The organism is Streptomyces sp. NPDC058701 (assembly GCF_042715295.1).
In the GTDB taxonomy this organism is placed as follows: domain Bacteria; phylum Actinomycetota; class Actinomycetes; order Streptomycetales; family Streptomycetaceae; genus Streptomyces.
Map to the genome: position 1 here is coordinate 1 of NZ_JBHXSY010000097.1, position 6998 is coordinate 6998.

The following is a 6998-nucleotide window of genomic DNA, read 5'->3' on the forward strand; positions in this document are numbered from 1 at the left end:
GTGGTGCGGTGGTGCGGTGGTGCGGTGGTGCGGTGGTGCGGTGGTGCGGTGGTGCGGTGGTGCGGTGGTGCGGTGGTGCTGTGGTCGGGTGCTGTGCTGCCGTGGTGTTGCCGGTGGCCGGTTGCCGGTTGCCGGTGGCCGGTGGGTGTGGGCCGTGGGCCGGGATTGGCTGGTGGCCGTGGGTTGGGGTTGGGGGTGTGGGAGGTGGTGGGCGGGGTGGGTCTGGGGTGGGGCGGTGGTGTGGTGGGTGGGTGGGGTGTTGGAGCGGTGGTGTGGGTGCGGGTGCGGGTGGGTGTGGGTGCTGGTGGGTGTGGGTGTGGGTGTGGGTGCTGGTGGGTGGGTGTGGGTGGGTGGGGTTAGGGGTGGGTGGTGACGGTGGAGTGGAAGATGGTGCGGTCTTGCTGGTGGCCGGTGATGTCGATGCGGCCGGGGGTGGTGGTGGGGGTGGCGTCGATCCAGCAGGGGGTGTCGAGTTCGGCGTAGTGGTGGAAGCGGGTGGCGATGGAGGCGGGGGTGTAGGTGCCGGGGGGGTGGAGGGCGGTGGCGGCTTGGCGGGCGGCTTCGATGAGGACCATGCCGGGGTGGTGGTCGTTGGCGTGTTCGAAGAGGATGGGGTGGTCGAGGTCGGGGTTGAGCTGCCAGCGGCGGGGGTGGTCGGTGGGGGCGAGGACGACGTCGAGGGGGAGGATCCGGCCGGTGGTGGCGGGGGGCAGGGGGGTGCGGCGGGGGAGGGGTCGGGTTAAGCCGTTCTGGCCGTGGTCGCCGCGGAGTCTGCGGTAGGTGGAGGGGGCGACGCAGGAGAAGGTGGCGGTGCCGCGGGCGACGGGTTCGCCGCTGCGGTGGATGGTGACTTCGAGGTGGCCGGAGAAGCGGTTGCCCTTCCAGCCGAAGCCGGTGCAGGAGGCGTGGATGGCGAGGTCGCTGGGGCCGCGGCCGATGCGCAGGCGTTCGGGCCGGGAGGTGAAGTCCAGGCTCCAGAGCAGGACGTTGTGGCCGAGGGGGACGCCGTAGACGGCGTGGCAGAGGTAGAGGCCGGTCTGTCTGACGGTCTCGCCGGCCTGGACGGGGTCGTGGCTGGTGCCGTCGGCGCTGGTGAAGAACGTGTGGGCGCGGGGCCACTGCCCGGTCAGGAGGAAGGTGTCCTCGCCGGTGCGTTCGCAGCCGGTGAGGAACACCTCGGCCAGCGAGCTGCGGTGGACGTACTCCCGGGGGACGGTGGTGGTCAGGCCCGGTACTTCGTTGCAGCGTGTCCAGGTGTGCCCTGTTTCGGGCTGGGGGAGGACGGGTGGGTGCGTCTGGATCGTCAGCATGGTCATGGACATCTCCCGCGGAACCGTTTGACGGATGGGACGGGTTGCTCACGCGATTCGCAAGATACGGACTCTCCGGTTTTGTTTGCAAGGTCCGAGCGGGGTGCGGATGTCGCCCGCCGGCCGGGGCCGGTGCCGGCCGGCGGGGGCGGCGGGAGGCGGGCGTGACGCCGACCAGCGGATATCGGGGCGGGAGGCACCGGCCGTGCCGCCAGGCCCGCGGCTCCAAGTGAGAGCCGTTCCTCCGGTCGTATGCGCCGGTCCGACAGGGTGTCGGCACGCGCCGTTCAGACAGCGGCCGTCCGCCGGGCCCCGGGGGGCGGCGGCGCGGCGGGCCGGGTCCGGCAAACCATTGGCAGGGGGGGTGGGTCGGTGTAAGACTCGGGGCCGCCGCCGGTAACTTAAGAACCGGATGGGCGGTTTTTTAAACAGGGTGTTGACCACCCGGTACACCCTGTCGCCGCCGTCCATCCTGGAGAGCTCCCAGATGAACCGTCAGTGCCCGATGGCGATCGATCTTTCCGGTGCGCAGATGCACGCCGAGGCGGCCCGTTTCCGCGAGCAGGCGCCGGCGGTGCCGGTGCTGCTGCCGGGAGGGGTCGGGGCGTGGGCGGTGACCCGCCACGCGGACATCCGCCGCCTGCTGGTCGATCCGCGGGTCTCCAAGGACGCTTACCGGCACTGGCCCGCGTGGGCCGCGGGGGAGGTCGCCGGCGAGTGGCCGCTGGCGATCTGGGTGTCGGTGCAGAACATGATCACCGCGTACGGGGAGGAGCACGCGCGCCTGCGCCGGCCGGTGGCCGCCGCGTTCACCTCGCGGCGGGTCGCCGCGATGCGGCCCCGTGTGGAGGAGGTCGTCACCGGGCTCCTGGACCGGCTCGAGGCGCTCCCGCCGGGCCGGGTGGTGGACCTGCGGGGGGAGTTCGCGCACGAGCTGCCGACCCGGATCGTCTCGGAGCTGTTCGGGATACCGGAACGCTGGTGGGCACCCCTCCACAAGATCATCAAGGCGTTCTTCGACACGGCGATCACCGCCGAGGACGCCCAGCGCAACGCGGCCGACCTCCACGTCACCATGGCCGGCCTGGTCGCCTACCGGCGCGAGCACCCCGGCGACGACATGACCAGCGCCCTGATCGCCGCCCGCGACGCCGCCGCCCGGTCCGGGACCGCCGCCACCGGTGCTGACGCCGCCACCGGTGCTGACGCCGCCGGGGCCGGGGCCGCCGCTACCGGTGGTGACGCCGCCGCGGGGTCCGGGACCGCCGCCGCCGCCGCCGCCGGGGCCGGGGCCGCCGCTACGGGTGGTAGCGCCGGGGCCGGGACTGACGGCGGCGGGGGTGCCGGTTCCGGTGAGGCCGGGGCCGGGGCCGGGGTGGGGGGTGCGGTGGCCGGGGCGGCGGGCTGTCCCGTCGGCGGGCGGGCCGGGGCCGGTGGGCCCGGCGTGCAGGGTGCGGGTGGGGCGGGGGAGCGGTTCAGTGAGAAGGAGCTCGTCGACAACCTGATCCTGCTCTTCACGGCCGGATACGAGACCTCCGTCAACCTGATCAGCACCGCCCTGTACGAACTGCTCCGCAGTCCGGCCCAGTTGAAGCTGGTCCGGGAGGGCGCCGTGTCCTGGGAGGACGTGGTCGAGGAGGCGCTGCGCATCGAGCCGCCGGCCGCGTACGGGCTGCTGCGGTTCGCGGTGGAGGACCTCGACATGGGGGAGGGCGTGGTGATCCCGAAGGGGGACCCGCTCATCGTCTCCTTCGGGTCGGTGGGGCGCGACCCGGACCTGCACGGGGCGGACGCGGACCGTTTCGACGCCGCCCGCCCCAGCCGCGGCCAGCACCTGTCGTTCGGGTTCGGCACGCACTACTGCCTGGGGGCGACCCTGGCCCGCCTGGAGTGCGCGATCGCGGTACGGCGCCTGTTCGAACGGTTCCCCGCGGCGACGCTGGCGCTGGGGGAGTCGGGGGAACCGGGGCGGGTGGAGTCGTTCATCTCCAACGGACTGCGGGAACTGCCCGTGCTCCTGGGGGAGCCCGCCCGCGACGCCTGACACCCCCCGGCCGCCCCCGCCCCCCGGGCAGCCCCCGGTCCCCCGCCCCCGGTCCCCCGCCTCCGGACCCCCTCGGCCCGCCCGGGCGGGCCCTCCGGGCCCCGGGCGGACCCCGGGCCGTACGGCGGCCCTCCGATGGCCGTACGGCAGCCGCAGGGGCCGCGGGGGCCGGCCGCAGGCCGGTGCGCTCCGGCGGAGGGGCATCTGAGGCGCGAGCACGCGGGACCGTGCGGGCTGCGCTGCGCTCCGGCGCGGCGGTTGGGGGCGCGGGGCGCGGGAGTTCGGGGCGCGCGGCACGGACCGTACGGGTTCGCGGGGGCGCGGGGCCCGTGGGCGGGGGACCGCTCCGGCGGCGTGCCGGGGGCGCGCGGCACGGACCGTACGGGGTTCGCCGGGGTGCGCGGCACGGACCGTACGGGGTTCGCCGGGGCGCGGGGCACGGGCCGGTATGGGGTTCGCCGGGGGCTGGGGCTGAGGGGCGGTCCGGGCGGTGGTGCGTGCCTTACGGATCCCCCCGGTGGCCGCCCGGCTGGTCTGCCCGGCGTTCCTCGCCGAAGCCCCGGCGGGGTGGCGTGCTCCCTGTCGGGCTCGACCGGGACGCCGGTCTGGAACGGCGGGTCGGGCGGGGCATTCGGGGCGTATGGCTGCGGGGCGGGGCGGGATGCCGGTGCGTCCGGGGCGGTTGGCGGTTGGCGGGGTGCGGGGGAGCGGCGCCGGTGCGTGCGGGGGCTCGGGGCAGGTCTGCCGGGTGCCGGAGTGGCGGGGTGCCGGATGTCGGGGTGCCGGGGTGGCGGGGCGGGTGTCTGGGGTTTGGAACGGGGGGTGTTGGGGGCGCGGCACCGCCCGGCGCGCCGGGGTTCGACGGCGCGGGACCGTGCGGGCTGTGGTGCGTACGGCGTTGGGGTCGTGGGGTGTTCGGGGTGCGGTGCGGTGCGGTGCGTGTGGGGTGGGGGAGTCCGGGGGTGGGGGAGTGGCGGGCCGGGAGGGCGCGGGTGGGGGGTTCGGGCTGTGGTGTGTCCGGTGACGGCGTGCGGGGTCCGTCGGCGGGCTCGGAGCGGGGCGTGTGGCGTGGGGCGTTGGGGGTGCGGCGGGTGCTGGCCGTGCGAGGGGCGGGGCGCGGGGGCCGTTCGGGGCGGGTGGGGTGCGGGGGTCGGGGGATTCCCGGGCGCGGGGCGCGGGGCGTGGGGGTCGTTCGGGGCGGGGTGGGTTCGGGTGGGGTGTGTTGTGGACGTGAAGGTGTCGCGGGGGTTCCCGGGCGTGGGCGTGGGGTCCGGGGGCGGGTGCTGGGGTGGTGCGGGGCCGGTCGGGGGTGTGGGCGGTGGGGTTGGTGGGGTGCAAGGGGTGGGTGGGGCGGGTGGGTTCGTGCGTGGTGGTGTGGTGGAGGTGTCCGGGGGGCCGGTCACGGCCGCTTGATAAAATACGGACCTTCTGGTTGGTTTTAGTGAGGGTGGCCGATCCGGTATGCGGATCGGGCGGGTACGAGCCCTCGGACAACGGAGGCACCGTGGCACGGCAGGAGCGTGCGGTACGTACGCGTCGCGCGATCTTGGAGGCTGCGGCGTCGGTCTTCGACGAGCGCGGCTACGACGCGGCCACCATCGCCGACATCCTTTCCCGGGCGGGTGTCACCAAGGGCGCCCTCTACTTCCACTTCGCCTCCAAGCAGGAGCTGGCCCAGGGTGTCCTGGACGAGCAGTTCGCCGAGGGCGGGGTGCCCCACCGCGAGAGCAAGCTGCAGGAACTCGTCGACGTGGCGATGGTGTTGGCGTACCGGATGAAGCGCGAGCCGATGCTCAGCGCCGGGGCGCGGCTCTCGCTCGGCCCGGGGATGCGGGAGATCTTCGGCGGGGGGTCGGTGCCGGGCTGGATCGAGTTCACGCGGACCCTGCTGTGCCGGGCCAAGGAGCAGGGCGAGCTGCTGCCGCACGTGGACCCGGCGGAGACCGCGTGGATCCTTTCGGCCTGCTGGACCGGGGTGCAGATCTACTCCCAGACGTTGAGCGACCGTACGGACATCGAGGAGCGGGTCGCGGCCGTCTACCAGCACATCTGCCCGAGCATCGCGACGCCCGCGATGCTCGCGCGCCTGGACATCGCCCCCGACCGGGGGCAGCGCGTGACCGCGGAGATGGGGCTGGGGCCGGGACTGCCGGTGCCCGACCCGGCGTTCTCCTGATCACGCCCCCTGCCGCACGGGCCGCCGGGACGGCTCCGCGGGGCGCCCCCTGGGCTCCGCGTGCCGCGGTGTTCCGCCCCGGTGCCGGTGTTCCGCGGCCTCCGGCGGGTACGGGGGGTACGGGGGCCCGGCGGCATGCGGCGTCCGGGCCGCCCCCGGCCCGGCGGCCCGGGCGGGCGGGTTGGGAGCGGCGGGTTCCGGCCGCCCGGGCGGCGCCTCCAGCGGGACGCGAGCCGGGCTCCGGTGAGGCGGCCGACTGTGACCGCGAAGATCTTGTACCCCCTGAGGCAAACCGCGTTGGCGGTTTGTGGAGACTCCATGGCGAAGCAGGAGCGTGCGGCGCGCACGCGGGAATCTCTGGTCCGTGCGGCCGCGGAGGTGTTCGCGGAGCAGGGGTTCGTCACCGCCTCGATCGCGGCGATCAGCCGCCGGGCCGGGGTGAGCGCCGGCGGTCTGCACTTTCACTTCGAGAGCAAGACCGCGCTCGCCCAGGCCGTCGAGGACCGTGCGGCCGAGGCCCTGCGGCACATCACCGCAGGCCGGCGCGCCTTCACAGCGGCGGCGGAGGCCGGCGGGGCGCCGGCCGGCACGGCGACGGGCACGGCAACCGCCACGGCGGCCGGCACGGCGACGGGCACGGCAACCGCCACGGCGACGGGCACGGGGACGGGTGCGGCGGCCGGCGGGCCCGGTGGGGCCGGTACGCCCGGCGGGCCTGACGGGTCTGGTGCGGGGGGAGTTGCGCGCCTTCCGGGTGAGGCGGCGGCGCCGGGTGCGGGGGCCGGGTCCGGCGAGCGGGGTGTGGGGGGTGGTTCCTGTGCGCTGGGTGTGGCGGGCGGCGCGGGGGCCGGCCGGTGCGGGGGGCCGCCGGGGCCGAACGCGCTGCAGGTGCTGGTGGATTCCACGCACGCGCTGATGGCGCTGCTCGCGGGGGACGTGGTGGTACGGGCCGGGTACGGGCTGTGCGCGGACGCCTCCCGGCGGAGCGGGGTCGACCTGCGGCGGCAGTGGACCCTGTGGGTCCAGGAGGCGGTGGGGGCCGCGGCGCGGGAGGGTGCCCTGGCCGAGGGGGTCTGCGCGCGGGACGCGGCGAGCGCGGTGGTCGCCTCTACGGTCGGGCTGGAGGTCCTGGGCGCGGGCGAGCGGGACTGGGTCGCGCCCCACACCCTGACCCGGTTCTGGTCGCTGATGCTGCCGCGGCTGGCGGCGGCCGGAACCCTGGACGCGCTGCTGCCCCAGGGATCGGCCGCCGGCCGCGCCGAGGTCCCCCGCACCCCGGAGACGGCCTGAAGGCCCACCGGCCCCCGGGGTGTTGTCCGGTGCCGTGCATCGCGTGGCGCAGAACCGGCCGGGTACGGGACGTACCCGGCCGGCCGGCAGCACGGCGGGCTGCGGTGCCGGGCGGCGCGGGGGCCCCCCCCCCCCCCCCCCCCCCCCCCCCCCCCCCCCCCCCCCCCCCCCCGCCCCC

General features: G+C 76.1%; 4 protein-coding genes. 3 read left to right on the forward strand and 1 reads right to left on the reverse strand.

The genetic code is table 11. The features are described from left to right. Nucleotides 1-356: 356 nt before the first annotated feature. On the reverse strand, nucleotides 357-1316 hold the full coding sequence (locus ACFWW8_RS37725; RefSeq protein ID WP_386537252.1) for a ScbA/BarX family gamma-butyrolactone biosynthesis protein: 960 nt from the start codon (nucleotides 1314-1316) through the stop codon (nucleotides 357-359). 427 nt (nucleotides 1317-1743) lie between these two features. Here ACFWW8_RS37725 and ACFWW8_RS37730 point away from each other — a divergent pair, with 427 nt between their 5' ends. The 3 genes from ACFWW8_RS37730 (at nucleotide 1744) to ACFWW8_RS37740 (ending at nucleotide 6820) form a co-directional block, all read left to right on the forward strand. Next, nucleotides 1744-3354, forward strand: coding sequence for a cytochrome P450 (locus ACFWW8_RS37730; protein WP_386537255.1), 1611 nt, complete (start codon nucleotides 1744-1746; stop codon nucleotides 3352-3354). 1504 nt (nucleotides 3355-4858) lie between these two features. Beyond that, on the forward strand, nucleotides 4859-5530 hold the full coding sequence (locus ACFWW8_RS37735) for a ScbR family autoregulator-binding transcription factor (RefSeq protein ID WP_386537258.1): 672 nt from the start codon (nucleotides 4859-4861) through the stop codon (nucleotides 5528-5530). Nucleotides 5531-5848: 318 nt separating this feature from the next. Continuing rightward, the gene (locus ACFWW8_RS37740) at nucleotides 5849-6820 is read left to right on the forward strand and encodes a TetR family transcriptional regulator (RefSeq protein ID WP_386537261.1); all 972 of its coding nucleotides are present in this window, start codon (nucleotides 5849-5851) and stop codon (nucleotides 6818-6820) included. Nucleotides 6821-6998: the final 178 nt, after the last annotated feature.